The sequence below is a fragment of the Streptomyces sp. NPDC005483 genome (assembly GCF_040606035.1).
Taxonomy (GTDB): domain Bacteria; phylum Actinomycetota; class Actinomycetes; order Streptomycetales; family Streptomycetaceae; genus Streptomyces.
Genome location: NZ_JBEXEA010000011.1, coordinates 217,379 through 239,687, shown reverse-complemented (window position 1 = coordinate 239,687; position 22,309 = coordinate 217,379). Strand labels below are relative to the sequence as shown.

General features: G+C 69.2%; 23 protein-coding genes. 18 read left to right on the top strand and 5 right to left on the bottom strand.

The annotated features are described in order from the left end of the window. From ABZT06_RS22855 to ABZT06_RS22840, 4 genes are all read left to right on the top strand, one after another. A complete protein-coding gene (locus ABZT06_RS22855; RefSeq protein ID WP_355743689.1) occupies window positions 1-633 on the top strand; it encodes an OmpA family protein in 633 nt (210 codons plus the stop codon). A gap of 771 nt (window positions 634-1,404) precedes the next feature. Beyond that, on the top strand, window positions 1,405-2,736 hold the full coding sequence (locus tag ABZT06_RS22850) for a hypothetical protein (protein ID WP_355743686.1): 1,332 nt from the start codon (window positions 1,405-1,407) through the stop codon (window positions 2,734-2,736). Window positions 2,737-2,811: 75 nt separating this feature from the next. Further along, the gene (locus ABZT06_RS22845; protein ID WP_355743683.1) at window positions 2,812-3,309 is read left to right on the top strand and encodes a hypothetical protein; all 498 of its coding nucleotides are present in this window, start codon (window positions 2,812-2,814) and stop codon (window positions 3,307-3,309) included. 48 nt (window positions 3,310-3,357) lie between these two features. Continuing rightward, window positions 3,358-3,864: a hypothetical protein gene (locus tag ABZT06_RS22840; protein WP_355743680.1), complete on the top strand. Its 507-nt coding sequence runs from the start codon at window positions 3,358-3,360 to the stop codon at window positions 3,862-3,864. Window positions 3,865-3,906: 42 nt separating this feature from the next. Here ABZT06_RS22840 and ABZT06_RS22835 read toward each other — a convergent pair whose 3' ends face one another. Next, on the bottom strand, window positions 3,907-4,248 hold the full coding sequence (locus tag ABZT06_RS22835; RefSeq protein ID WP_355743677.1) for a DUF4333 domain-containing protein: 342 nt from the start codon (window positions 4,246-4,248) through the stop codon (window positions 3,907-3,909). Window positions 4,249-4,508: 260 nt separating this feature from the next. Here ABZT06_RS22835 and ABZT06_RS22830 point away from each other — a divergent pair, with 260 nt between their 5' ends. From ABZT06_RS22830 to ABZT06_RS22820, 3 genes are all read left to right on the top strand, one after another. Next, the gene (locus ABZT06_RS22830) at window positions 4,509-5,129 is read left to right on the top strand and encodes a hypothetical protein (protein ID WP_355743674.1); all 621 of its coding nucleotides are present in this window, start codon (window positions 4,509-4,511) and stop codon (window positions 5,127-5,129) included. 134 nt (window positions 5,130-5,263) lie between these two features. After that, complete coding sequence (locus tag ABZT06_RS22825) at window positions 5,264-5,758, top strand: recombinase family protein (protein ID WP_355743671.1); 495 nt, start codon at window positions 5,264-5,266, stop codon at window positions 5,756-5,758. A gap of 1 nt (window position 5,759) precedes the next feature. Continuing rightward, entirely contained in the window at window positions 5,760-7,265 is a 1,506-nt protein-coding gene (locus tag ABZT06_RS22820) for a S1 RNA-binding domain-containing protein (protein ID WP_355743668.1), read from the top strand. A gap of 273 nt (window positions 7,266-7,538) precedes the next feature. Here the strand turns inward: ABZT06_RS22820 and ABZT06_RS22815 are convergent, their stop codons facing one another. After that, window positions 7,539-7,901 (bottom strand): DUF192 domain-containing protein, encoded by a 363-nt coding sequence (locus tag ABZT06_RS22815; protein ID WP_355743665.1) that lies wholly within the window; start codon window positions 7,899-7,901, stop codon window positions 7,539-7,541. A 99-nt stretch (window positions 7,902-8,000) separates the two neighbouring features. Here ABZT06_RS22815 and ABZT06_RS22810 point away from each other — a divergent pair, with 99 nt between their 5' ends. From ABZT06_RS22810 to ABZT06_RS22760, 11 genes are all read left to right on the top strand, one after another. Next, window positions 8,001-8,582, top strand: coding sequence for a dihydrofolate reductase family protein (locus ABZT06_RS22810; RefSeq protein ID WP_355743662.1), 582 nt, complete (start codon window positions 8,001-8,003; stop codon window positions 8,580-8,582). Between the two features lie 41 nt (window positions 8,583-8,623). After that, complete coding sequence (locus tag ABZT06_RS22805) at window positions 8,624-9,496, top strand: LLM class flavin-dependent oxidoreductase (RefSeq protein ID WP_355743659.1); 873 nt, start codon at window positions 8,624-8,626, stop codon at window positions 9,494-9,496. 109 nt (window positions 9,497-9,605) lie between these two features. Further along, window positions 9,606-10,394: a methyltransferase domain-containing protein gene (locus ABZT06_RS22800; RefSeq protein ID WP_355743656.1), complete on the top strand. Its 789-nt coding sequence runs from the start codon at window positions 9,606-9,608 to the stop codon at window positions 10,392-10,394. Between the two features lie 730 nt (window positions 10,395-11,124). After that, window positions 11,125-11,898, top strand: a complete 774-nt coding sequence (locus tag ABZT06_RS22795) for an isoprenyl transferase (RefSeq protein WP_355743653.1) — start codon at window positions 11,125-11,127, stop codon at window positions 11,896-11,898. A gap of 313 nt (window positions 11,899-12,211) precedes the next feature. Then, a complete protein-coding gene (locus ABZT06_RS22790) occupies window positions 12,212-13,537 on the top strand; it encodes a PhoH family protein (RefSeq protein WP_355743650.1) in 1,326 nt (441 codons plus the stop codon). 392 nt (window positions 13,538-13,929) lie between these two features. Further along, window positions 13,930-14,634 carry a transglycosylase SLT domain-containing protein gene (locus ABZT06_RS22785; protein ID WP_355743647.1) on the top strand — a complete coding sequence of 235 codons (705 nt, stop codon included), beginning with the start codon at window positions 13,930-13,932 and terminating at the stop codon, window positions 14,632-14,634. Between the two features lie 7 nt (window positions 14,635-14,641). After that, window positions 14,642-15,307, top strand: coding sequence for a transglycosylase SLT domain-containing protein (locus tag ABZT06_RS22780; protein WP_355743644.1), 666 nt, complete (start codon window positions 14,642-14,644; stop codon window positions 15,305-15,307). 133 nt (window positions 15,308-15,440) lie between these two features. Then, window positions 15,441-16,796: an AI-2E family transporter gene (locus tag ABZT06_RS22775; RefSeq protein WP_355743641.1), complete on the top strand. Its 1,356-nt coding sequence runs from the start codon at window positions 15,441-15,443 to the stop codon at window positions 16,794-16,796. A 154-nt stretch (window positions 16,797-16,950) separates the two neighbouring features. After that, complete coding sequence (locus ABZT06_RS22770; RefSeq protein WP_355743638.1) at window positions 16,951-17,769, top strand: MarR family transcriptional regulator; 819 nt, start codon at window positions 16,951-16,953, stop codon at window positions 17,767-17,769. Between the two features lie 42 nt (window positions 17,770-17,811). Further along, window positions 17,812-18,210 carry a roadblock/LC7 domain-containing protein gene (locus ABZT06_RS22765; RefSeq protein WP_053851222.1) on the top strand — a complete coding sequence of 133 codons (399 nt, stop codon included), beginning with the start codon at window positions 17,812-17,814 and terminating at the stop codon, window positions 18,208-18,210. Between the two features lie 4 nt (window positions 18,211-18,214). Beyond that, window positions 18,215-18,643, top strand: coding sequence for a hypothetical protein (locus ABZT06_RS22760; RefSeq protein ID WP_355743634.1), 429 nt, complete (start codon window positions 18,215-18,217; stop codon window positions 18,641-18,643). Window positions 18,644-18,665: 22 nt separating this feature from the next. Here ABZT06_RS22760 and ABZT06_RS22755 read toward each other — a convergent pair whose 3' ends face one another. The 3 genes from ABZT06_RS22755 to ABZT06_RS22745 are packed head-to-tail and all read right to left on the bottom strand — an operon-like array spanning window position 18,666 to window position 22,236. Next, window positions 18,666-21,032 carry an FtsX-like permease family protein gene (locus ABZT06_RS22755; protein WP_355743631.1) on the bottom strand — a complete coding sequence of 789 codons (2,367 nt, stop codon included), beginning with the start codon at window positions 21,030-21,032 and terminating at the stop codon, window positions 18,666-18,668. After that, window positions 21,029-21,715, bottom strand: coding sequence for an ABC transporter ATP-binding protein (locus ABZT06_RS22750; protein WP_355743628.1), 687 nt, complete (start codon window positions 21,713-21,715; stop codon window positions 21,029-21,031). Before ABZT06_RS22750 ends, ABZT06_RS22755 begins: the two co-directional genes overlap by 4 nt. Then, a complete protein-coding gene (locus ABZT06_RS22745; protein ID WP_355743625.1) occupies window positions 21,712-22,236 on the bottom strand; it encodes a PadR family transcriptional regulator in 525 nt (174 codons plus the stop codon). The genes ABZT06_RS22750 and ABZT06_RS22745 overlap by 4 nt, the downstream gene beginning before the upstream one ends. Between the last annotated feature and the right edge of the window lie 73 nt (window positions 22,237-22,309).

Genomic DNA, 22,309 nt, shown 5'->3' with positions numbered 1-22,309 from the left:
ATGACCGCCACCCGAACCCCACCCCGCCTGGCCCTGACCATCACCGTCGCCTCACTGATGGCGGCCCTGACCCTCACCCCGGCCCAGGCCGACGACGGCGGACCCAGCGTCCCGCCCGGCACCGAACCCTCCGCCACCGCGCCCGTCGAGGTGGACCCCAACGACCCGGACCTGAAGCTCCCGGAAGGCGCCACCCTCGCCGAGCCGAAGGTCCTGGACATCAAGCAGGTCGTGGAGGACCAGAGCGGAGACGAACGGCGTGAGGACACCAACGCGGACGTGAAGTTCGCCCTCCAGGCAGAGGTCCTGTTCAGCAAGGACAGCGCGAAGCTGAACGGCGAGGCGAAGGCGCGTATCTCCGCGATCGCGGCGGAGATAAAGAACCAGAACGCCACCCAGATCCGCGTCTTCGGCTTCACCGACAACCTCGGCAGCTACGCCCACGGCCTCACCCTCTCCCGCAACCGCGCCAACGCCGTACAGGACGTCCTCGACCAGGAGCTCAAGGACTCGGGCATCACCTACGAGGTCCGCGGCTACTCCGAGGACTACCCCATCGCCTCCAACACGACAGAGGCGGGCCGCAAGAAGAACCGCCGGGTGGAGGTGTCGTTCCCGCGGGGGGAGAGCTGACGCAGGCGAGCGCGGAGCAGGGCCTGGGATGCAGAGATACGTTTTATAGAGGCGTACTTCTCTATCCAGGCCCCTGCAGCGCCGGCCGTGTCTGGAAGGCCAGCTGCCGTCGCTTCACCAGCAACGTCCTGGGCCCCCAATTCGAACAGATCTGCCGCAAAACTGGGCCCTCCACCACGCCGACCCCGACGTAACTGTCATCGGCATCGCGGAGGGCGCGAAAACCGTTGCTTCCAGCCATCGGCGAAGCCAAGTACATCCACGACCTCATCACCCAGGCCGGACGCGGGTTGGGAGCGCCTCGTGAGCTGTGCGGCGCCGAAAGGACGTGGGGCGCAGGGAGGCCGGATGTCCTCACTCCCCTTCGCCCGCTCAGAGCCAGAACTCCGTTCGAGGGCTTCGGGAGGCCAAGCGTCCAGGTGATAATTTTGCTGGCGCGTCGCCGACGAATTTGCTTCATATCGAAAGCCTCGCCCCGCACGGAGCGGAAAAGCATGGGGGGATGGGACATGTCTGGCGGCACGGACATCGAAGATCCGGCAGCCCTGAATCGCGCGGGCACCGGCGCGCAGGACATCGCGGGACGGACACGTAAGTGGCGGGCATCCTATGGACGAGACCCGCTCGGCATAGCTCGGCCGGGCGTTGAGGAATGCTGTACCGGAACACCGAACCGGTGAACACGCAGACCATGAGCTCTCTGTCTGCGCAGCACTCGCCTTTCGGTTGAACAGCTCCAACTCGCCACCCTCCTAGGGCAACCGCCGTCTGATGAGCCACACCACTTCACGGGGGATCCACAGCGTCATGCCGACGTACGAGCAGCTCTACCACCTCAACCTCAGCAATCTCCTAGCAGCGGCTGACCGTTGGGAGGAGACGGTCGGCAAGTTCAAGGGCCTGCACGCCGCGTTCGGCGACGAGGTCGCGGGGCCCTTCAGGAAGGCCGGCTGGCGGCGGCCGCTGCTGACTGCCGCCAAGGCGGACAACGATGTACGGGCCGCCCACCAAGGATTCGCGGACGCCCAGAAGGAAGCCGAAGGCATCTTCGGTGTCCTCACCACCCTGCACGCCGCGCTGAAGAAGGCCAAGGCCGACCTCCACCACCTCGCCGCAGTCGAGGCTGAGAAGCAAGGCTTCCACGTCGGCGCCACCGGCACGGTCACCCCACGCAACGACCTCTCCCAGAACCCCGGCGCCCGCCACGACCCCGACAGCCAGGCCCTCGTCCGCGAGCAGCAACAGGCCTGCGACGCCTTCGTCCGCCGTATCGAAGCAGTCCTGCAACGCGCAGCCGACGCCGACGAGACCGCGTGCTGGGCTCTGCGCCGGGACCGCGGCGCAAGCCGAAGTGACTTCAACAGCAAGGTCGTCACGTCTCTCGACGACGCCCGCGCCACCCGTGCGGCCGAGTTGAAGAAGAAAGACGCCAAGACAGAGACATACGGGTGGGTCACCGAAGGCAAGACGGAGGTCTCCGGGCTCGGAGTCGGAGTATCGGCGTCCGGGCCCAATACCGGGGACGGCAAACTGGGAGAGGCCGAGGCTCATGCTGACCTTGGCCGCGCACTGGCTGAAGGCACCCTGACCAACGGCTCGTTCCAGCTTGCCGGAGAAGCCGAGGCGTACGCCGGGGCCAAGGCGTCGGTGAGCGGCAGTGGCACGAACGAGGGCCTCCAGGGTCAGAGCAGCGCCTTCGCCGGCGGCGAGGCCTCGGCCAAAGGCAGCGCCTATCTCGGCCCTGTCGGCCTCTACGGACGGACCGAGGGCCTGGGCGGCGTTGAGGCAAGCAGTACAACCACCGCCAACCGGGATGGCTTGGCCGTGGGGGGAGATGCGTTCGCCGGGGCGAAGGGCAGCGTCTCAGGAGGAGCCGACGTCGGGGGTGTCGGAGCGGGTGCGTCGGCTGAAGGCTGGGCCGGTGCCGGGGCAGAGGGGGAAGCGACCTTCGGCAAGGCTGAAGACGGCAAGTGGAAGGTCACGACGCACACTGGTCTCGCCTTCGGACTCGGCGGCGCCGTCGGCTTTGAGTTCACCGTCGACCCGGGAAAGGTCGCAGACACCGTCGGCGATATCGCCGACGGGATCGGCAGCCTGATCTGACGCAGGATTCCGCATCGTCGTCAGAGGCGTACGCGTGCCCCGGTGGCCGCACAACAGGAGCAAGGAGAGACCGAGATGGCCACGACTCTGCCGGTATCGATCGAGTTCGAGCTGCCGGAGGGCTGGAGTGCCGCACCGCCGGACGAGGTCGGTGCGCCGGGAGCGGCGTTCATTGCCTTGCATCCACAACCGGATGCTGGTTTCACCGCCAACATCACGATCGACGGCGAGTATCGCCCGGACTTGGCGGCGCTTCCCGAGATGGCTGACGGGTCGCTGGAACGGCTGCGTGAGGCGGGTGCGTCAGTCGTCCTCACTGATCGACGCGAAATGGGGTCCGCCGAGGCTCCCGGTCTCCTCCAGAAACTGGCCGTCTCGACCGCTGTGGGCGGCACCCCCCGTGACATCGTTCAGACTCAGGTCTACCTGTCCCTGTTGGACACCGCGGATCCGCACAATCGGGTGGTGATCCGTTTGGTGCTGACGTCTACTGCTGCCCAACACTGCAGAGTTCTGGACGACTTCGAGGGCTTCGTGCGCACGGTCCGGCCGCGCACTGATACAGCGTCATAGCCCGGACCGACCTTGCACTTGCAACCTGTGGCCTCATATGTTGCGGCTATGGGACTCTTCGACAAACTGACCGGAACCAAGCGTCCGGCTGACGACATTGCTCCGCTGTCGGCAGATGAGGTACGCGCTGCTTTGCTCGGCCTCAACAGCGCTGACGTTCCATACGTCATTCGGGGCGGCCGGGAAGAACGTGCGGATCTGGTGGCCGAATGGCGTGTCCTGGAGCCGGCCTGGCGCACCTTCTTCCTGCGCAGCCAGTTGAGCCGAGTGTTCAAGGTCTATATGCGCCTGGTTCCCGAGAAGAGCGAAGTCCGTGGCCTTGACCAGCAATTCGAGGTCGAGTGGCTCGGTGGCACCCCCAGGCTCTCGTTGTCGTCCGAAGCTCAGCGCGGTCAGGTAAAGACCGTCTCGAAGCAATGGTCGCTGAGCCGGGGCGAGGACGGCAATCGAGAGGAGACCTTCAGCTTCGACAGCGGCGACCTCAAGGATCCGCTCCAGGAAGTGGTCCTGAAGTCCGGCTGGACCTGGCGGGGAGTCATCTCCGGCCGACTGTGAAAGCGCAGCTTCTGGGAGACGCGCAGGAACCTCTTCGAGTGGTCAACTCGCGGGGGAAGCCGTGGCATCGGCCTCGAAGTCGAAGTTGATCTGGTCTCCGTCGACAGAAGTCACAGTGACCGTCACACCCAAGGTGCTTCCATCGTTGGCTGTCAGCTTGCACCGGGTGGTATTGCCGACTTTGCCCACAACATCTCCGGGGCAGCTGATGTTTGGCTTCGGCTGTCCCGTCGTGGAGGCGAGCTTTTCGGAAACCAGAGTGGCCAGCTTTTCCGCAGACATCTTCGGTTCTGACTTTCCAAAGTCGACCGAGGCCGAGCATCCGGCTAGCAGAGCGCCGACCGCTACGGTTGTAAGAATGGAAGTCCCGGCGGGCAGTCTCATCATGTTCTAGTGAATTCCCATCATGTGAATTGGTTGTCTTCTACCCCGGGGGTGGCCAAGGGCTGTGGGGGTGGGGCGGGCTGCTGCCATGCCCGACTCCCCGTTGTCACCTGCGCTCGGCTCGCGCCACCAGCCGCTCAGAACACGCCCGCCCACGGAACGCCACTACCGAACGACACCTGGTGTATCCAACCTGGTCCGGCACCACTCTAGTTACCTACGCCCCGTACGGCCTGACAGTGGTCCTGCCGTCGGCCGTAATGCCGTCCCTACACGGGGAACCGCCCAGCAGTCGTAGGCGCTTCCTCGCCGGGCTGGCGGTCCCGGACGAGTTGGCGCCGTTGGACGCCGCGGCCGAGCGGTGGGCACCGCACATCGTGCTGGATGCGCTGCACCTCCCTGTTCCGCAACGGCGTGAACTCCGGCAGCTCATCCACGCACTGCCGCAGGAGGAGCGAATTTCCGTCTTCACCCCGAAGCGACTCGCGCCCCTTGCTCATCCGGGCGGTTGGGTCATACGCATGCTCCAGTACCGCAATCTGGGCTGGACGGGCATGGGAAAGCTCCTGGCCGTGGTGACGCCCACCTACCTGTCTGCGTCCACGTACAGTGCGATCGGCTTCGGCCGCCAGGAGTTGACGCCCCGCATGGTGACGGACTTCGCAGCCCTGCTGGGGATCGACGCCCGAGAACTGGCCGCGCTGACCAGCGTCTACCTGCGTGAGATGCCACCACCTCCGACCCCGGAGGCGGTGGAGGCCGCGGCTCTGCTGTGGGAGGCACGACGCCTCTCCGTCGGCCAGGCAAGGCACATCGCCGAGCTGGCGCGCTCCATGCGCGGGGACTCCCGCGAGTACTTCACCAACTCGCCTGGGCCCTGACACATGCTGGGCACTCCCTGCGGGATCGTCCGCCGGCGTACGTCAGGAGAACCCTCGTCGATCAATGTGATCTTGCTTGGCCGGGATGATCGACCTGTGTACGTTGAACGGGGGCTTACCGTACGCTGCCGGACGTGAGCGAACGCGTCGGCTACGCGAGATGCGGTCTGGACAAGAAGGACCTCACCGCCCAGCGCGAGATCCTGCTCAGCCTGCACGTCCGGGGGGACCGGATCTACCTGGACCACGGACTGACCGGAACCAACCGCGACCGGCCCGGCCTGGCCCAGGCCCTCGCGGCCGTGCGGGTCGGCGACACCCTCGTCGTTCCGAAGCTCGACCGCCTCGCACGCTCAGTTCCCGACGCCCGCGACATCGGCGACTCGCTCACCGCCCGCGGCGTCAAGCTCTCGCTCGGCGGCACCCTCTACGACCCCGCCGACTCGATGGGCAGGACGTTCTTCGACATCCTGGCCACCTTCGCCGAGTTCGAGGTCGACCTCCTGCGCATGCGCGCCCGCGAAGGCATGGCGGTGGCGGGGGCCAAGGTCGAACTCGAGGGGAAGCAGCCCAAGCTCACCGAACGCCACCAGAGCGCACCGGCGCCTTCGCCGGCTGTGGGGCAGTGACGTGCTGCCCTACGTCTACCGGGTCACCAAGTACGACCCTGCCGACCGCGATGAGTACGGCCACTACACCGGCGGCGAGCCAGCGACCGGCGATCACGGACCGGTCGAAGCCGCCTACCTGCGGGCCGTCGCCGCCTTCGCCGAGGAAACCGGTGTCAGCTGGCTGGCCATCCGTGAGCCGCAGATCGGCGGCTTCGCCCACTTCGGCTCGGAGCCACCGGTCGACGGTTACGGCCTGGCCGGCCTGTTCCCGGCCGGCCTCACCGGATTCCACGACGGTGCTCTGGTGCCGATCGCTGTCGGCCTGGAACTCGTCCGGGCCATGCTCCGCGACAACGGCGCCTGGTGCCGCCTGGAGGCGGGGGGAGCGTTCGCGGTCCACGTCGGCTGGGACCAGTACCTCTATGTGGGCAGTAGCAGCCCCTGCGACGCGGCGCTGAACCGCACCCGTTCGCTCGGCCTGTTTCCGGAACGCCTGCACGCATCGCCGTACGACTTTGCCCCCGACGACCCACAGCATGTGCAGCGTCCGGCCGATGCCGACTTCTGGGGCCGCCTGTACTGGGCGGTCAGCGCCCACCGTGCCACGTTCCTGGAGGAGACCTACGCCGCGAACGCCTCCCGATGGCACCGCCTCACCCGTGACAACCTCAAGGCGGTGCGCGCCCAGCTGACCCCTCGCGCGCAGCTGGCGGTCTGGCCAGAACCGCTCACCGACGTCGACGCGGCCATGGCTTCTCTGCCCGACGAGGGCCTGGTGGAAATCATCTGGGAGGACGAGGACGGGCGGATCACCAGCACGGTCGCGGACGAGACGCAGTTCGAGGCAGTGACCTCCCAGCTCGTCGGCGCGTCCTCTGCCGGCGTCCTGTCCCTGGCTGCCGATGAGCGGCACCCGCTGTTCACCGCTGTACTGCCCGACAGCGACGGTATTCTCCGCGCACGCTGGCAGACCGAGCCGACGCCCAGCGACCGGGACTGGGTATTCCTGAAGACCCTGCGGCGCGGCCAGGTCGTCACCGGCACGGTGACGACCATCGCCAGCTTCGGCGTCACCTTCGTGGACATCGGCGGCTTCACCGCGATGATCAACATTCCGGAGCTGTCCTGGCGGCCGATCAACCACCCGTCCGACGTCGTCGGCGTAGGCCAGGAGATCACAGCCGAAGTCCTCGACGTCGACATGATCCGGGAGCGAGTGCCGCTGTCGCTTCGATCAGTGCAGGAAGACCCCTTGCCGCAGGTAGCACAGCGGATCGGGCAGGTGGTCACCGGACCGGTCACCAATATTCTCCCGTTCGGTGTCTTCGTCCGCATCGAAGACCGAGAGGACGGCTTCCACGGGCTCGTGCACACCAGCGAGCTGGATGAGTCGCCCGGGGACGTCGTCAGGGTCGGTGACGCTCTCACTGTGAAGATCATCGATGTCGATCTCGCGCGGCGTCGCATTGCCCTGTCTCAGACGCAGGCTCGTACACCGCGCCGCGGGGGAGATCGCCATTCCTGACGAAACGACTGCCCGTATACGCAAGGAGCAGAGGTACAAGTCCGGTGCTGAATCAGGTGAGTTGACCTCGCACATAGTCTCCTTGGCCCATCCCGAGGCAACCGTTCGACCGGCAGTTGCGGGAGATGAACGGGGGCGAGTTGGTCAAGGGACTGTTCGGCTGCTACGTCGCAATCAGCACAGGCAGTCGCCCCGCCATGCGGATCCCGGCCTCCGAACTCGGCGTCAGCGCGTTCGGCTGAGGCAGCTCCACCACTCTCACGCCACGCACCCTCACTCCACAACAACCTCCACCCGCACCCCCACCCCCACCCCCCACCCCTCCATCACCCCCGCCCCCGCCTCCAGCACATGCCGCGACCGCACCCGCGGCAGCCCCAGCCGTCCCGGCTTCATCGTGCGTACGGCGATGACGCGGAGCCCGCGGTCGAGGTAGGCGACGTCGATGGGGAACCGCATGCGGAAGGTGTGCACGCTGCCCGCGGGGGAGAGGAGCAGGGCCCCGTCGACGGAGTCCCTGCCGAGCAGTCCCTTCGTCCGGGCGCGGTAGGAGGAGGCGATCTCCAGCGGTACGGCGACCTCCCCCCGCTCGCCGTGCACGACCAGCTTTCCGCGACCGTCCTGCCAACGCCCCATCCCGGAGCCACCTTTCCGTCATGGCGTTCCCACGCCGTCCCCGTCGTCCCCGCTACCGTGGGAGTCGATCGTCTCTCCACTGCCGAGGTCAGGTGTCCGATGCGGAAAATCGTCCTGATGATGGGCATGTCCCTCGACGGCTACATCGAGGGCCCCGACCGCGACATCAGCTGGCACAGGGTCGACGACGAGCTGCACACGCACATGAACGCCACGATCGCGTCCATGGGCGGGCTGCTCCACGGCCGGGTCGTCTACGAGCTCATGGCCGACTACTGGCCCACCGCCGACGCCGACCCCGACGCCCCTGCCTCCGTCAGGGAGTTCGCCCCGATCTGGCGGGACCTCCCCAAGGTCGTCTACTCCCGGACCCTCACACACGTCGACTGGAACTCGACCCTCGTCCGTGAGGTCGTACCGGAAGAGGTGCGCGCGCTGAAGGAGCAGCCGGGCGGTGATCTCGCGCTGGGCGGGGCCGGCTTGGGGGAGTCCTTTCTGCGGTACGGCCTCGTCGACGAGCTGCGGATCTACGTCCACCCCGTGCTCGTCGGCCGGGGCAGGCCCCTCTTCCCGCACATCGACACGCTGACCTCGCTCCGGCTCGTCGAGTCGCACACCTTCGGCAACGGTGTCGTACTGCTGCGGTACCAACCGGAAACGGACAGCAGCACGGCGACGTAAAGAAGTTGTCCCGCGCCTGCCCCATGGGTAGGAAGGACGGCATGACCGGACTCGGCGCGGTGTTCCGTCCCCAGCTCCCTCCCGAGCGGCTGCGGGCCCTCGCCCGGCTCGCGGACGAGACGGGGCTCGAAGAGCTCTGGCTGTGGGAGGACTGCTTCCTGGAGGGCGGGATCTCGACCGCCGCTGCCGCCCTGGCGTGGACCGAGCGGGTGCGGATCGGTGTCGGGCTGCTTCCGGTCCCCCTGCGGAACGTCGCCGTCACGGCCATGGAGACGGCCACCCTGCACCGGATGTTCCCGGGGCGGGCGGTCATCGGCGTCGGCCACGGGGTGCAGGACTGGATGGGACAGGTGGGAGCGCGGGCGGAGTCGCCGCTCGCCCTGCTGCGCGAGTATCTCGCCGCGCTGCGGGCCCTGTTGGGCGGCGAACGCGTCACCACCCGGGGGCGGTACGTCTCGCTGGACGACGTCGCCCTCGACTGGCCGCCCGACGGTCCCGTAGAGGTGCTCACCGGGGCCACCGGCCCGCGCACCCTCCGCCTGGCCGGCGAGGCCGCCGACGGCACGGTGCTCACCGCCGGCACCCCGCCCGAGGGTGTCCGCCGGGCCCGCCTGCTCATCGACGAGGGACGGCACAAGGCGGGGCGGACGGATCCGCACCGGGTCATCGTCTACCTCCTGACCGCCACCGGGCCGGACGCGGCCGCCAGGCTGCGCGCCGAACTCACCGGCGAGGGCCTCGCCGACGTCCCCGGCCTCGGAGTCGCCGGGGACGCGGGGGCGGTCGCCAAGGCCGTCCAGCGGCTTGCCGACGCCGGTGCCGACACGGTCGTCCTCCAGCCGACGGCCGACGAACCCGACCCGGAGGGTTTCGTGCGGTTCGCCGCGGAGGACGTCCGGCCGCTGGTGCTCTGACCGCCTGGAGGGAGTGGATCCGCGGGTCATCCTGACGCGGCCGGAATTCTGGAGGGGGCGGAAAATATTGAGCGGCGCTCGCCCGCATCCCTCTGCGACGATCACTCGCATGACCTCCCACCGCACCCGCACATTCGAGGACCTCGTCGCCGAGGGCGCCGCCGTGCCGACCGAGGGCTGGGACTTCTCGTGGTTCGAGGGGCGGGCCACCGAGGCGCGGACCTCGTGGGGGTACGCGCGCTCACTGGCCGGACGGCTGGCCGACGCCGCCGCCTCGCTCGACATCCAGACCGGTGGTGGCGAGGTCATGGACTTCGCCCTCGGGCAGGGGGGCAGGACACCCGTGCTCGCCGCGGCGACCGAAGGCTGGCCGCCGAACGTCACCAAGGCCAGCGCCCTGCTGCGCCCCCGCGGCGTCGTGGTCGTGGCCGCGGCGGAGGACGCGCCGCTGCCCTTCGCCGACGCCACCTTCGACCTGGTCAGCAGCCGGCACCCGGTCAGCCCCCAGTGGGCGGAGATCGCGCGCGTGCTGCAGCCCGGCGGGACGTACTTCGCCCAGCACGTCGGCGCGCGCAGTGTCTTCGCACTCGTCGAGCACTTCCTCGGCCCGCAGCCCGCGGCACAGAGTTCGGACCGCCATCCCGACCGCGAACGCGCCGCCGCCGAGGCCGCCGGTCTGGAGATCGTCGACCTGCGCGCCGAGCGGCTGCGGATGGAGTTCCACGACATCGGGGCCGTCGTGCACTTCCTGCGCAAGGTGGTGTGGATGGTCCCCGGTTTCACCGTGGAGAAGTACGAACCCCGACTGCGGTCGCTGCACGAGCGGATCGAGGCCGAGGGTGCCTTCGTCGCCCACACCAGCCGCCATCTCTTCGAGGCCCGCAAGCCGCTCGCCTGACGTGCCCACCCGCGGGCCCTCCGAGGAGTGCCCGCGGGTGAGGCCCCAGACAGCTGTAAAGCGGACAATGAGCGCATCATGGGCCGATCTGCCCCGCATATCCATGGTCTTCACGGGGTTTCCACATTGTTATCCCAGGCGGCTCGTATCCGGGTCTCGGCTGACGTAAATTCAAGGCGAGGCAATTCGCGCCAGCAAAGCTGCGCGGTGGCACCGCGCAGAGGAGGGGGCTGCGCTGTGCCGCGCCCACTTCCCGGCGTCAAAGAAACGTTCCGACCCGGAGTCACCCACGCGGGCGATGCCCCATGTCCCCATGGTTCCGCCGCGATTCGGCCACGAAACCCCCATGAACAGGGCTTCGACCGACCACCGCGCCGTCGCCGCCCGACTCCGGAGAGTAGTTGTGGCACGCCGATGCACGCACCATCCCTCACGAAGGGTTATGGTGGAAACCCCCCCTCGGGCCGGTCCGTCTCCCCCCCACGGACCGGCCCGTTTTTTGTGCCCTCGACCCGCGCGTCCGGTACGCACGAGACGCGCATGACAGGGGCGGCCGGGGTACCCGCCAGGACGTGGGGCGCGTATCGGCAGGTGCTCCGCGGCATGGGCGCGACCGGTCCCCGGCGACCCGCCCTCGCCCATGCGCCAGAAGGCCCCACGCAGTTCGAGCCCGGAAGCCCCGGTACGCTCTAGCCGCGGGGACCGCCATCTCAAAGGGGCTGACTTTCACGTGAACCTGCGCGACAAGCTGCGCGGCCTGCTGGTCAGGCTGTACGCACGCCGGGTGGAAGGCCACCTGGACCACGCCCAGGTGCCCAAGCACATCGGTGTCATCGTGGACGGCAGCCGGCGCTGGGCGAAGGCCGCCGGCTCCACCCCTGTCGACGGCCACCGCGCCGGCGCGGAGAAGATCGAGGAGTTCCTCGGCTGGTGCAGCGAGACGGACGTCGAGGTCGTCACCCTCTGGCTGCTGTCGACGGACAACTTCAACCGTCCGCCGGAGGAGCTCGGCCCCCTCCTCGGCATCATCGAGGACGTCGTGCGCACCCTCGCCGCCGACGGCCGCTGGCGCGTCCACCACGTCGGCACCCCCGACCTGCTGCCCTCCCCGATGCAGACGGCGCTGAAGGAGGCGGAGGAGTCCACCGCCCACGTCGACGGAATACTCGTCAACGTCGCCATCGGCTACGGCGGCCGCCAGGAGATCGCCGACGCCGTACGGTCGATGCTGCTGGACGCGCGCGAGAAGGGCACCTCGATGGAGGAGCTCGCCGAGGCCGTGGACATCGACATGATCGGCCGCCACCTCTACACCGGCGACCAGCCCGACCCCGACCTGGTGATCCGTACCAGCGGCGAGCAGCGGCTGTCCGGATTCATGCTGTGGCAGACGGCCCATTCGGAGTACTACTTCTGCGAGGTCTTCTGGCCGGCCTTCCGCAAGGTGGACTTCCTGCGCGCGCTGCGCGACTACGCGGCCCGTCACCGCCGCTACGGCGGCTGACGCAACCGAGGCCGGTACCCCGTTTGGGGCGGAAGTAACAAGGAGTTCACCAGGGCGCCGTCATATGCATCGGCATGGCACCGCATGTTCGAGGGCATAAGCCAGTCAGGTCGATGCCCGAACCACGGGTGTCGGTTCTCAGCGGGCGGCACGGGGCCGTCCGCCCGGGAGGCCCTTTGCACCAGCTCGACCGTGCGATCTCAGCACGGAAGAAGCAGTGGAGGGCCGGTCCCCGGCCCGTGCAAACGGGCCGTCGACCGGTCCAGCTCCACTCCGTCGCTCCCCGACCTCATCCGAGGGGGTACGTCCTTCCGTGGTGACCAGCACAAAGCGCCGTATGCCTGACCGGCGCACCTACGTTCTCGACACCAGCGTCCTGCTGGCCGACCCGAACGCCCTGAGCCGCTTCGACGAGCACGAGGTCGTGCTCCCCATCGTCGTGGTCACGGAGCTGGAGGCGAAGAGGCACCATCCCGAACTCGGCTATTTCGCCCGGCAGGCCCTTCGGCTGCTCGACGAGTTCCGGGTGCGGTTCGGCCGCCTCGACGCCCCCATCCCGATCGGCGAGCTGGGCGGGACCGTCCGTGTCGAGCTCAACCACTCGGACCCCAGCGTGCTGCCCAGCGGCTACCGCCTGGGGGACAACGACTCCCGCATCCTCGCGGTCGCCCGCAATCTGCAGGCCGAGGGGTTCGACGTCACCGTCGTGTCCAAGGACCTCCCGCTCAGGATCAAGGCGTCCTCGGTCGGCCTCCTCGCCGAGGAGTACCGCGCCGAGCTCGCCATCACGGATTCCTCCGGCTGGACCGGAATGTCCGAACTGACCCTGCCCGGCGAGCAGGTGGACATCCTCTTCGAGGAAGGCCACGTCTACGTCCCCGAGGCCTCCGAGCTGCCCGTGCACACGGGGCTGACCCTGCACTCCGAGCGCGGCAAGGCGCTCGGCCGGGTCGCACCCGACGGCAACATCCGCCTGGTGCGCGGCGACCGTGAGGCGTTCGGCATCAAGGGACGCAGCGCGGAGCAGCGCATCGCGCTGGACATCCTCCTCGACCCGGATATCGGGATCGTGTCCATGGGTGGCCGGGCCGGCACCGGAAAGTCGGCGCTCGCGCTGTGCGCGGGCCTGGAGGCGGTCCTGGAGCGCCGCCAGCACCAGAAGGTCATGGTCTTCCGTCCGCTGTACGCGGTGGGTGGGCAGGAACTCGGCTATCTGCCGGGCTCCGAGTCCGAGAAGATGAGCCCCTGGGCGCAGGCGGTCTTCGACACGCTGTCCGCGGTCACCAGCCGCGAGGTCATCGAGGAGGTCACCGCGCGCGGCATGCTCGAGGTGCTGCCGCTCACCCACATCCGCGGGCGCTCGCTCCATGACGCGTTCGTGATCGTGGACGAGGCGCAGTCCCTGGAACGGAATGTGCTTCTCACCGTTCTGTCCCGAATCGGCGCGAATTCACGGGTCGTTCTGACCCATGACGTGGCCCAGCGGGACAATCTGCGGGTCGGCCGCTACGACGGTGTGGTCGCCGTCGTGGAGAAGCTGAAGGGGCACCCCCTCTTTGCCCACGTCACGCTGACGAGGTCCGAGAGGTCCCAGATTGCGGCCCTTGTGACCGAAATGCTGGAAGACGGCCAGATCTAAGGCAATCCTGGGTCACCCAGGGCCAGTTGGCGCCGTCCGGAAAGGCCAAGAGCCTAGCCGGGCGGCGCCTTCGCGTGTCGAGGTTTCTCGAAATCACTGGGACCAAACGGGATGTGAGCTTTCACACGCAACTCAGAATTGCCACCCGGCGTCCGGTTACGGCAGAGTCTCGGTTCTGTCAGGCCCCGCATACGGCACACCTGTACCCCCAGCGGTACGGCACCACAGCAACACCACACCAACTCCATACCGTCCGTCGTATGCCGCCCGCGCACCACGCGGCGCTCCCCGCAAGGGAGTTGCCCACCGGGCCCGTGTCTCCCGTGACCCCGTAGTTGGGAGGCCAGTGTCTAGGGGCACGATTGCGTCCGCCAGGGTCACCGAAGCGGGCGATGCTGGAAGGAAACCGTGTGAGCCCGATTTCGGTCCGGGGATTCGCAGTGGCCTCTGCCACCGCGGTCACCGCTGTCGGAAGCGTTGTCGGAGTTGCCTCCGGCAGTGTCGCGCAGCCGAACGACGCCGAGGCGACGGCAGCCGACACGACGACGCTCCTGGCGGACATCCCCGCGGGTGAGCAGGCTCAGGTGCAGACCGCGTCCCTCACGCAGCAGGCCGACACTCAGGCCATCGCCGCGGACGCGAGCGCCAAGAAGGTCGCGGAGGAGTCGGCCCGCAAGGCCGCCGCCAAGTCCGCGATCGAGAAGAAGGAGGCCGCCGAGCAGGCGGCCAAGGAAGCCAAGGAACGCGCCGAGGCCAAGACGAAGGCCAGCAGGAGTTCCTCCAGCTTCCCGGTGCAGAGCTCGTACACCGTCGCGCAGATCCAGGCGATGGCTTCCTCGATGGTGCCGAGCGGGCAGTTCCAGTGCTTCAGCAACATCGTGGACCACGAGTCCAGCTGGAACTACCGGGCCGTCAACGCCTCCTCCGGAGCCTACGGTCTCTTCCAGGCCCTGCCGGGCTCCAAGATGTCGTCGGTCGGCGCCGACTGGCAGACCAACCCGGCCACCCAGATCAAGTGGGGCCTCAACTACATGGACAGCCGGTACGGCAGCCCCTGCGAGGCCTGGTCGTTCTGGCAGGCCAACCACTGGTACTGAGCCGGGTATGAGCCGGAATTCCGCGCGTGGCATCGCCGTGGTCTCGGCCACGGCGGTCACCACGGTCGGTGCCGTCATGGGGGTCGCCCAGGCGGGCACCGCGCAGTCCGGTGACGACGCCCAGGCTCCGGTAGGCGACGCGACGCTGCTCGCGGACATACCCGAGGGCGAGCAGGCCCAGGTGCAGACGGTCGCGCTGACCCAGCAGGCCGACACGCAGGCCGTCGCCGCGGACGCCGGGGCCAGGAAGTCGGCGGAGGAAGCGGCCCGTAAGCAGGCCGCCGAGGCCGCCCTGGCCAAGCGGAAGGCCGCCGAGGCGAAGGCGAAGCAGGAGCAGCAGGCCAAGGCCGCCTCCGGCGTCTTCCCGGTGCAGAGCTCCTACACGGCCGCGCAGGTCCAGGCGATCGCGCGCCAGATCGTGCCCGGCGGGCAGTTCCAGTGCTTCAGCAACATCGTGAACCACGAGTCCACCTGGAACTACCTGGCCGTCAACCCCTCCTCCGGCGCCTACGGCCTCGTCCAGGCCCTGCCGGGCTCCAAGATGTCGTCGGTCGGCGCCGACTGGCGGACCAACCCGGCGACCCAGATCAAATGGGGCCTGAACTACATGAACGTCCGGTACGGCAGCCCCTGCGACGCCTGGGCCTACTGGCAGGCCCACGGCAACTACTGATCACGCACCGCCCCGGCCGCTCAACCTCGCACAGCCCCTCCCCGTCCTAGGGGGAGGGGCTTCTGCCCTGTACGGTCGGACCGGACGACTCCAGGGGGGAGTGGTGAGGAGAGACGGGGGAAGAGGACGGATCATGTCGCGAGTGCCAGGGTGGATCGGCCGGCTCGGTGCCCGGCTGACCGATGTGGGAGAGCGGTTGGACGAGCGCCGCGCCGAGGTGGCCCGCGAGGAGGCCGAGGCCGACGCGGCCGAGGCACCCGAGCGCAAGCGCAGGCCGAGGAAGCCGGCGAGCGCCGCCTCCCGCCCGCCCGTCGTGCTGGTGCCCCGCCCCGACCCGGCGCAGGCCGTGCCGTGGGGGGTGCGGGTCGCCGCCGAGGCCGGCTGGCGGCTTCTGATCCTCGCGGGCACCGTCTGGGTGCTGATGCGGATCATCAGCTCCGTACAGCTCGTCGTCTTCGCTTTCGTCGTCGCCCTGCTCATCACCGCGCTGCTCCAGCCGACGGTGGCCCGCCTCATGCGGCACGGCGTCCCTCGCGGCCCCGCCACGGCGCTCACCGCGATCCTCGGCTTCGTCGTGATAGGCCTGATGGGCTGGTTCGTGACCTGGCAGGTCATGGAGAACATCGACGACCTCTCCAGCCAGATCCAGAGCGGCATCGACGACCTGCGCAACTGGCTCCTGAAGAGCCCCTTCCACGTCACCGACAAGCAGATCAACCAGATCGCCAAGAACCTGCGGGACGCGGTCGGCGCCAACACCGACCAGATCACCTCGGCGGGCCTGGAGGGCGTCCAGGTCGTCGTGGAGGCCCTCACCGGCATCCTGCTGACCTTTTTCTCCACCCTCTTCCTGCTCTACGACGGCCGGCGGATCTGGGAGTGGACGCTGAAGCTGGTCCCCGCCGCCGCCCGTCCCGCCGTGGCCGGCGCGGGACCGCGCGCCTGGCGCACCCTGACCGCCTACGTCCGCGGCACGGTCCTGGTGGCCCTCATCGACGCCGTCTTCATCGGCATCGGCATCTACTTCCTCGACGTCCCCATGGCCGTCCCGCTGGCCGTCTTCATCTTCCTGTTCTCGTTCATCCCGCTCGTGGGCGCGGTCGCCTCCGGCGCGCTGGCGGTCCTCGTCGCGCTGGTCACGCAGGGCGTGTTCACGGCGGTGATGACCCTCGCGGTGGTCCTCGCCGTCCAGCAGATCGAGGGCCACATCCTCCAGCCGTTCATCCTCGGCCGCGCGGTCCGCGTCCACCCGCTCGCGGTCGTCCTCACGGTCGCGACGGGCGGCATGGTGGCCGGCATCGGCGGCGCGGTGGTGGCCGTACCGTTGGTGGCGGTGACGAACACGGTGGTGAGCTACCTCAAGGCGTACGCCGAGGAACAGTCCGCGCCACCCGAGCCCGAGGACGAGGTCGTGACAGCCGAGGAGGATCCGGTGCGGGAACAGGAGCCCCCGGACCCTGAAAAACCTGCCTCGGATTCGGTCAATTGAGCGCCGAACACAGTGTTTTGAGCAGCCCACAGGCTCAACTTCCGTCAACTGACGGCAGGTAGGAAACCCGCCCCCGGAATATGCGCCGGGGCTGATACACCTTCCCTCCTCAGCGCTACGCGTCAGGCGTGTGTGCGAGACGGCGGGGGGTGTGATGTCGGGCCACGAACACCTGGCACAGGCCCTGGCCGCGTGCGGCCGTGACGGCTTCACCGGAGAGCTGCGGATCACCGGGGCACCCGGCGGCACCTTCCACTTCGCGGACGGCCGGGTGGTGGCCGTGGAGTCGCCGGGCGCCCCGGGCCCCGAGGCGCTGCTGCTGCGCTCGGGGCGGGTCAGCGGCGAGCAGTGGGCCGAGCTGGTGCGGGAGTCCGGCGGCTCGCGCTGGCCGGCCACCGCGCTCATCGCGCACGGCTACGCGGGGGCCGCGCAGCTGCGGGTGGTGTGCGCCCTGGCCCTGCACGACGCCGCCTTCGCGATGGCCGCGGGCCAGGTGCAGGAGTGCGAACGCCGAGCCACCTCGGAGCCGTTCGCGCAGGTCCCGATGGGTGAGCCGCCCCTGCGCCTGCTCCAGGACGCGCTCCGCAGACTCACCGCCCTCGCCGCGCTGCCGCACCCCGTGCACCCCGAGCGGGAACGGCCCGTGCGCTCAGGCACGGACAACGGATCCGGGGCCCTGCAACGCGAGTTGCTCACGCACGCGGACGGCCGCAGTACGGCCCGCGACCTCGCCTTCCGGGTCGGGCGCGGTGTCTACACCGTGTCGGTCGAGGTGGCGCGCATGCTCGACGAAGGGCTCCTGGTGTGCGCCGGACCGCCCGCGCCCGTCGCGGTCCGCTCCCTCCCCGACGGCGACGCACTGCGCCCTCGCAGACCCACGCCCGCGGAGCAGCCCCCGTCCCCGGCAAGAACCGATCTGCCCCGCCGAAAACCCGGCAGCTTCTTCCGACTCCGAAACGGAACACCCGCATGACACAGCCGATCAGACACGAACAGAATCAGGGGAGTTGACTCCATGGATCACCAAGCGCTGGCGCTCGAAATGCGCGGTCTGCGCGAACAGGTCACCGGAATCACGGACACCGCGCTGGCCGCCGCGGACGGGCTCCTCATCGCCGCGGACACCGCCGACTCGATCGACCCGGAGGGGCTCGCCGCGCTCGCCGCGGCCGGCCTCGGCCTCGCCCGGCGTACCGCCGGGGCGACCGCCCGCGGCACGCTGCGCCGCACGGTGACGTACGGCAGCCACGGCTGCGCGGCCTTCTACGCCGTCGGCGAGACCGCCCTGATGGTCGTGCTCGGCGACGAGGGCATGGACGTGGACCACCTGCACCGGGCGACCCAGCCGACCCTGAACCGGATCGGCTCGATCCTCACCGACAAGGCGCCCGGGAAAGCACCAGAAGGAGTCTGAAGGGATGGCGACGAAGCGCATGGCCACAGGTTTCTCCGACCAGGTGATGGGCCTGGTCAAGTCCCTTCGTACCGACGCCCCCGACTGTGTCGCCTCCGGCGTGGTCGACATGTCCACGGGCATGCTGCTGTCGTACGAGACCGTCGAGAACCACCCGCCGGAGGTCCTGGACCTCCTGGCGGGTGCGACGCTCGACCTGTTCCAGGGCCGCACGGTCGTGATGATCGAGGACGTCTTCAAGGAGCGTCGCGGGATCGCCAGTGACAACCACTTCTTCCAGGAGATCCTGGTCAACAGCGAGAACCTCACGCACCTGTTCGTGCGGCTGGTCGAACAGCAGGACGTCGTGGCCGTCGTGGTGTGCCGCAAGTCGGTCAACGTCGGCATGCTGTTCGCCCAGGTCCGGCGGGTGGTGAAGGAGTACAGCCTCTGAGCGGACGCCCGGCTGCGGGCGGCTACTCCGTCCGCAGCCCGTCCGGCCGCATCAGCCTCAGCAGCGGCGGCAGGCTCAGCAGCGTCACCACGAGGACCACCGCCGCACCCACCCCGGTCATCGACAGCACGCTCGGCCAGTCCACCCGGATCGAGGTGTCCGTCATCCGCAGCAGGACCACGCCCAGCGTCAGCCCGACCGCCATGGCCAGCAGCAGACCGAGCACGATCGGGATCGCCGTCTGCCACAGCACCGACAGGCTCAGGGTGCGCCGCCGGGTACCGAAGGCGACCAGCGCCGACAGCAGCTTCTTGCGCTCGCGCAACTGCTCCAGCTGGGAGACCAGCAGGCTCGCCCCGATCAGGGCCAGCACACAGGCGGCGCCCACGAACAGGCCGGTGCGGATGGTGTCGTAGCGGTCGTTGCGCTCGCTGGTCACCCAGGTCATCGGCTCTTCGAGGGGGTTGATCCGGGCCGCCGTGTTGCGTACGTACTCGCGGGCGTCCGGCATCGACTCGTCCAGATGCACATAGATCTCGCCGCGCACCCCCGCCGCGGCCTTCGCGGAGAAGGCGCTCGGGGTGACCAGGAGGCCGCCGCGCCGGTAGCCCGTGGGGTCCGGGATCGACCGGGCCTGCTTGACGGTCCTCGGCACGGTCCAGGTGACCGAGGTGGGCTTCGCCGGGTCGTCGGAGGTGTCGAAGTAGAGCGTCTTGCCGGGCTTGGCCGCCACGCCCGACTCGCCGTCCGCGTTCTGCTGGCCGGAGGAGTCGCCGTCCGCGCCCGGTGTGACATGGGAGGCGAAGACGTCGCCGTCGTGGCAGGAGGGCAGTTCGGCCACCTGTCGCAGGGACGTGCAGTCGGCGACGGTGACCCGGCTGAAGTGCGCGTCGTCGCCGGGCCCGTCGTTGGCGTATCCCTCGTTGAAGGCGTACGCCTGCTGGACGCCCTTGGTCGCGGCGAGCTGCCGGGCGGTCGCGGCGAGCGTCTTCCCCTCCGGGACGCTCACCTGCATCTGTGCCCGGGAGACGTCGTAGCCGGTGTCCTTGGTGTAGTCGCCCTCGACGCCCGCGAACAGCATCTGCAGCGCGATCGCCCCGGCCACCGCGACCGCGATGCCGTTGACCATCCGGGCCGCCGTACCGCTGCTCAACTGCAGCCTGCGTACGGCCAGTTGCCAGGACAGTCCGCCCGCGCCGAGCCGGGCGACGACCGCCTCGACGATCCACGGCAGCAGTGCGGTCACGCCGACCAGCAGCAGGACCACCCCGCCGGTGACGAGGTACTGGTTGAAGTCGCCGTCGTCGCGGCCCTGTCCGACCATCGGATAGAGCATCCCGAGCCCGGCCAGCGGCAGCAGCAGCCGCCACCACAGCCGGCGGCGCGCGGGCTTCGCCGTACGGACCACGCCGAGCGGCTCGATCACCACGCCGCGCAGGGCGAGCAGGGTCACCAGGACGGCCGCGGCGGGCACCGCGAGACCGACCAGCAGGGCGAGCAGCGGGGAGGGGTTGAGGTAGCTCGGGAACACGCTCTCCCCGAACACCTCGACGGAGCCCGCCGCTTGACGTGCGATGAGGAAGAACACGGCGCCCAGGACCAGTCCCAGAACCGCGCCCGCGAGCGCCTCACCGGCGGCGATCCGACGGGTCGAGCGGCCGTCGGCGCCCACCAGGCGCAGGGCGGCGAGCCGGCGGTCGCGCCGCTCGCCGCCGAAGCGCACGGCGGCGGTGATGAACACCGCGACCGGCATCAGCAGCACCACGAAGACGACGAGGACCAGCAGGACCAGCACCGGGTCGGTGCGTTCCTGGACCGGGTTCGGGTTCCCGAACCGGTCGATGCGAGTGATCCGCCCGCCGGTGATGCCCTGCGCCGCGAGTCCGTCGGCGCCCCGGTAGAAGGCGAGTTCGGCGGAACCGATCAGTCCGCTCTCGCCGATGGTGCCGACGATCCGCTGCGGCAGCCGCTCCCGCAGGAGCCTGCCCTCGCCGGACTCCAGCAGCTTCTTCAGCGCGGGGGAGACCACCATCTCGCCGACCGCCGGGAACTTCCCGACCCCCGGCGGCAGGGGCGCCTTCGGCCCCTCGGGCTCCAGGTCCCGCCCGCGGATGCTCGTGTCCCGGAAGGTGGTTCCGGTGGACGCCACCAGCAGCGTGTCGGCCGCCTTCGGGGGAATCTTGTCGCTGTACGTGATGTCCGTGCGGGCGTCCTCGCGCTGGTGCCGGACCGCCAGGGCGCTCGGCAGCGCGGTGGTCAGCAGCAGCAACGTCACTCCGAGGCCGACGCCGACCGCGGTCAGCAGGGCCCGGACCCACCCTTCGCGTCCGCCCGCGAAGGCGAACCGAACCCCCATGGCGAGGTCTCGCCACCACTGCCTGAGACTCATACGACCCGCTCCATGTCCCGGGACTTGCCGTCCCGTACGACGATCTCGCGGTCGGAGTAGGCGGCCACCCGTGCCTCGTGCGTGACGAGGACGACGGCCGCGTTGGTGGACCGGGCGGCCTCGGTGAGCAGCTCCATGACCCGCTCGCCGTTGAGGGAGTCGAGGGCGCCGGTCGGCTCGTCGGCGAACAGCACGCGCGGGTTGGTCACCAGGGACCGGGCCACGGCCACCCGCTGCCCCTGACCGCCGGAGACCTCACCGGGCCGCTTCTTGCGGAGATCGTCGACCTCCAGGCGCTCCATCCACGCCAGCGCGGCCTTCTCGGCCTCCTTGCGGGAGGTGCCGTTCAGCCGCAGCGGAAGCGCCACGTTCTCCACGCAGGTCAGCTCGGGGACGAGCTGACCGAACTGGAAGACGAACCCGAACTCGGAGCGCCTGAGAGCGCTGCGCTCGGCGTCGTTCATCGTGGCCATCTCCCGGCCGTTGTACGTGATCGAGCCCGAGTCGGGCGGGACGATCCCGGCGAGACAGTGCAGCAGGGTCGACTTGCCGGACCCGGAGGGGCCCATGACGGCGACGACCTCGCCGGGGTGGATGGAGAACTGGGCGCCGTCGAGCGCGACGGTCGGACCGTAGGTCTTGCGCAGCTCGTCGGCGATGAGCAGGGAACCGGCCGGGGTCACTTGACCACCACCTCCGCGAGCTTGTCGAGACGCGCGGCGGTCAGCTCCAGCCAGCGCAGGTCGGCTTCCAGATGGAACAGGGCGTGGTCGCAGATCAGCTGGTCGGCGAGGTCGCCCTTGCGCTTGCGGTCGGTGAGGATGCGCATCATCCGCAGGTGCTCGGAGCGCTGGTTGTCGAGGACGTCGCCGGCGTCCCGGTGCGTGAGCAGCGCGAGGACGATCTTGGTGTACAGCGTGGACTGGAGATACGGCTCGGGCTTCTCCGGCGTCGCGAGCCACCGCTGTACGTCGGTGATGCCGGCGTCCGTGATGGCGTACCGCTTGCGCTCGGGGCCGTCGCCGGGTTCGATCCCGTCGACCTCGACGAGCCCGTTCTTCAGCAGCCGCGACATCGTCGAGTAGACCTGGCCGTAGTGCAGCGGCCGGTCGTGACCGAACTTCTCGTCGAAGGCCCGCTTGAGGTCGTAACCGTGGCGGGGCCCGGACTCCAGGAGCCCTAGAAGGGTGTGACCGATGGACATGGGAAAGGACTGTACATGCGGTGTATACCCTTCGTGTATACGCGGGGTGTGCAGCTGGATCCGGGGCGTGCGG

Excerpts from the sequence above, each read along its gene's own strand:
- ABZT06_RS22855 (WP_355743689.1), top strand. The coding sequence starts at position 1 with ATGACCGCCACCCGAACCCCACCCCGCCTGGCCCTGACCATCACCGTC.
- ABZT06_RS22850 (WP_355743686.1), top strand. The coding sequence starts at position 1,405 with ATGAGCCACACCACTTCACGGGGGATCCACAGCGTCATGCCGACGTAC.
- ABZT06_RS22845 (WP_355743683.1), top strand. The coding sequence starts at position 2,812 with ATGGCCACGACTCTGCCGGTATCGATCGAGTTCGAGCTGCCGGAGGGC.
- ABZT06_RS22840 (WP_355743680.1), top strand. The coding sequence starts at position 3,358 with ATGGGACTCTTCGACAAACTGACCGGAACCAAGCGTCCGGCTGACGAC.
- ABZT06_RS22835 (WP_355743677.1), bottom strand. The coding sequence starts at position 4,248 with ATGAGACTGCCCGCCGGGACTTCCATTCTTACAACCGTAGCGGTCGGC.
- ABZT06_RS22830 (WP_355743674.1), top strand. The coding sequence starts at position 4,509 with ATGCCGTCCCTACACGGGGAACCGCCCAGCAGTCGTAGGCGCTTCCTC.
- ABZT06_RS22815 (WP_355743665.1), bottom strand. The coding sequence starts at position 7,901 with ATGGGGCGTTGGCAGGACGGTCGCGGAAAGCTGGTCGTGCACGGCGAG.
- ABZT06_RS22810 (WP_355743662.1), top strand. The coding sequence starts at position 8,001 with ATGCGGAAAATCGTCCTGATGATGGGCATGTCCCTCGACGGCTACATC.
- ABZT06_RS22805 (WP_355743659.1), top strand. The coding sequence starts at position 8,624 with ATGACCGGACTCGGCGCGGTGTTCCGTCCCCAGCTCCCTCCCGAGCGG.
- ABZT06_RS22800 (WP_355743656.1), top strand. The coding sequence starts at position 9,606 with ATGACCTCCCACCGCACCCGCACATTCGAGGACCTCGTCGCCGAGGGC.
- ABZT06_RS22785 (WP_355743647.1), top strand. The coding sequence starts at position 13,930 with ATGCTGGAAGGAAACCGTGTGAGCCCGATTTCGGTCCGGGGATTCGCA.
- ABZT06_RS22780 (WP_355743644.1), top strand. The coding sequence starts at position 14,642 with ATGAGCCGGAATTCCGCGCGTGGCATCGCCGTGGTCTCGGCCACGGCG.
- ABZT06_RS22775 (WP_355743641.1), top strand. The coding sequence starts at position 15,441 with ATGTCGCGAGTGCCAGGGTGGATCGGCCGGCTCGGTGCCCGGCTGACC.
- ABZT06_RS22770 (WP_355743638.1), top strand. The coding sequence starts at position 16,951 with ATGTCGGGCCACGAACACCTGGCACAGGCCCTGGCCGCGTGCGGCCGT.
- ABZT06_RS22765 (WP_053851222.1), top strand. The coding sequence starts at position 17,812 with ATGGATCACCAAGCGCTGGCGCTCGAAATGCGCGGTCTGCGCGAACAG.
- ABZT06_RS22760 (WP_355743634.1), top strand. The coding sequence starts at position 18,215 with ATGGCGACGAAGCGCATGGCCACAGGTTTCTCCGACCAGGTGATGGGC.
- ABZT06_RS22755 (WP_355743631.1), bottom strand. The coding sequence starts at position 21,032 with ATGAGTCTCAGGCAGTGGTGGCGAGACCTCGCCATGGGGGTTCGGTTC.
- ABZT06_RS22745 (WP_355743625.1), bottom strand. The coding sequence starts at position 22,236 with ATGTCCATCGGTCACACCCTTCTAGGGCTCCTGGAGTCCGGGCCCCGC.